Origin of the sequence: Streptomyces sp. NPDC006265, assembly GCF_040613555.1 — a bacterium.
Classification (GTDB): Bacteria; Actinomycetota; Actinomycetes; order Streptomycetales; family Streptomycetaceae; genus Streptomyces.
In genome coordinates, this window is record NZ_JBEXSH010001160.1 from 1 (window position 1) to 2266 (window position 2266).

Annotated in this window: 2 protein-coding genes; both read right to left on the minus strand. The window is 70.7% G+C overall.

The annotated features are described in order from the left end of the window. Nucleotides 1-962 (minus strand): IMP dehydrogenase (locus ABZ281_RS46540; protein WP_356664569.1); only part of this gene is annotated, 962 nt, incomplete at its 3' end. A gap of 154 nt (nt 963-1116) precedes the next feature. After that, nucleotides 1117-1704: a sigma-70 family RNA polymerase sigma factor gene (locus ABZ281_RS46545; protein ID WP_030854669.1), complete on the minus strand. Its 588-nt coding sequence runs from the start codon at nt 1702-1704 to the stop codon at nt 1117-1119. Nucleotides 1705-2266: the final 562 nt, after the last annotated feature.

Below are 2266 nucleotides of genomic sequence, written 5' to 3' on the forward strand. Positions count from 1 at the left end.
CCTGCTGCTCGCCGTGCCTCCCCCAAGTTCTCGACAGCGCTCGAACAGGGGAGACCCCCACGGCGTCCCAGGGGTGAGTCGACGAGCGCCTGGGCGCCGTCACGCGTGGCGACGTTGCCGCCGATCACGTCGACGCCCACGCTCGACTTGATCTTCGCCATCCAGCTGAGCGCGTTGCTGTTGTGGCCGTGCGAGGTGTCGACGACCAGGAAGTCCACCCCCGCTCCGGCGAGCGCCTGGGCGCGCTCCAGGGCCTCGGGGCTGGCGCCCACCGCCGCGCCGACGAGCAGCCGGCCCTCGGTGTCCTTCGCCGCGTTGGGGTACTGCTCGGCCTTGACGAAGTCCTTGACCGTGATGAGGCCCTTGAGGACACCCGCGTCGTCGACCAGGGGAAGCTTCTCGATCTTGTGGCGGCGCAGCAGCTCCATGGCGTCGGCGCCGGAGATGCCGACCTTGCCGGTGACCAGCGGCATCGGCGTCATGACCTCACGCACCTGACGGGTGCGGTCGGTCTCGAAGGCCATGTCGCGGTTGGTGACGATGCCGAGCAGCTTCTTGTTGCCGTCGGTGACGGGGACGCCGCTGATGCGGAACTTGGCGCACAGGGCGTCGGCCTCGCCCAGCGTCGCGTCGGGGTGCACCGTGATCGGGTCGGTGACCATGCCGGACTCGGAGCGCTTCACCAGATCGACCTGGTTGACCTGGTCCTCGACCGAGAGGTTGCGGTGCAGCACGCCGACGCCGCCCTGGCGGGCCATCGCGATCGCCATGCGGGACTCGGTCACCTTGTCCATCGCCGCGGAGAGCAGCGGGATGTTGACCCGGACGTTGCGGGAGATGCGGGACGAGGTGTCGACCGCGTTGGGGAGCACCTCGGATGCACCCGGCAGCAGCAGCACGTCGTCGTAGGTCAGCCCGAGTGTCGCGAATTTACCGGGCACTCCGTCGACGTTGGCAGTCATGACACCTTCCCCAAAATGGCCTTGATCGGTGCGGATGTCCATGCTAACGGGAAGCGCGGCTGTCTCATTCCACGGTTCCGCCTGGCTCCGGGCTTCGTATGTTCGTACGGAAGCGGCGCACCGCCTGTTCAGCAGAGGGGTTGTTGAAGCAGGGCTACTGCTCGGCCAGCGCCCGCAGCCGACTCAGCGCCCTGTGCTGAGCCACCCGGACCGCACCGGGTGACATTCCCAACATCTGGCCTGTCTCCTCGGCCGTCAGTCCCACCGCGATCCGCAGCAGCAGCAGTTCCCGCTGGTTCTCGGGGAGGTTGGCCAGGAGTTTTTTGGCCCATTCCGCGTCGCTGCTGAGCAGGGCGCGCTCCTCCGGACCCAGGGAGTCGTCGGGGCGCTCGGGCATCTCGTCGGAGGGGACGGCCGTCGAGCCGGGGTGCCGCATCGCCGCGCGCTGCAGGTCGGCGACCTTGTGAGCGGCGATGGCGAAGACGAACGCCTCGAAGGGACGCCCGGTGTCCCGGTAGCGGGGCAGCGCGAGCAGCACCGCCACGCAGACCTCCTGCGCGAGGTCCTCCACGAAGTGCCGCGCGTCGCCCGGGAGACGGGACAGACGGGTGCGGCAGTAGCGCAGGGCCAGGGGGTGGACATGGGCGAGCAGGTCGTGCGTCGCCTGCTCGTCCCCGTCGACGGCGCGGTGGACGAGCGCACCGATCGCGCCCTGGGCAGGGGCCGCCTCGTCGTCGCGCATCGGTCCATGGTGCCTTGCGGCCACCGGGTCCGCGGCACCGCGCCCGTTGTTGTGCACCGAAGCGTTATGAGCAGGTGCGCCGGCACTCATCCCCTGCGCCCTCCCCTTCCGCTCGACCGACTCGTCCCCGAGGAACTCCACACCCTCAAGGATGCGGCATCCGCGGCGAAACGAGCAGCGGGCCTCCGGCGGACCCCCGGCCCACCCGCGCCCACCTGGCGTTCTGTGCTCTCACCACGACCGCTGGGACCTGCCGTTCGGATCATTCCGGGGACGTCGGTCCTCGCCCGCGCCCTCCCGGGCTCTCGACCCCGCCCGGGTGGGAGCAGCTCCCTGCCGGCGTCGCCGTCGGCCGCCGGCTCCGGTCCGCGCGGGGGCATCCAGGTGCCCCCGCTCTCCGACCCCCGCCGGAGGCCGCGCGTCGAAGCCGACCCGATCCGAAGGACAGGCCCTAGCGCACCAGACCCCACCGGAAGCCGAGCGCCACGGCGTGGGCCCGGTCCGCCCAGGAGGTCGGCGAGAAGCCGGCCGGCTACATGACGATCTCCGGTACGTCGATGGC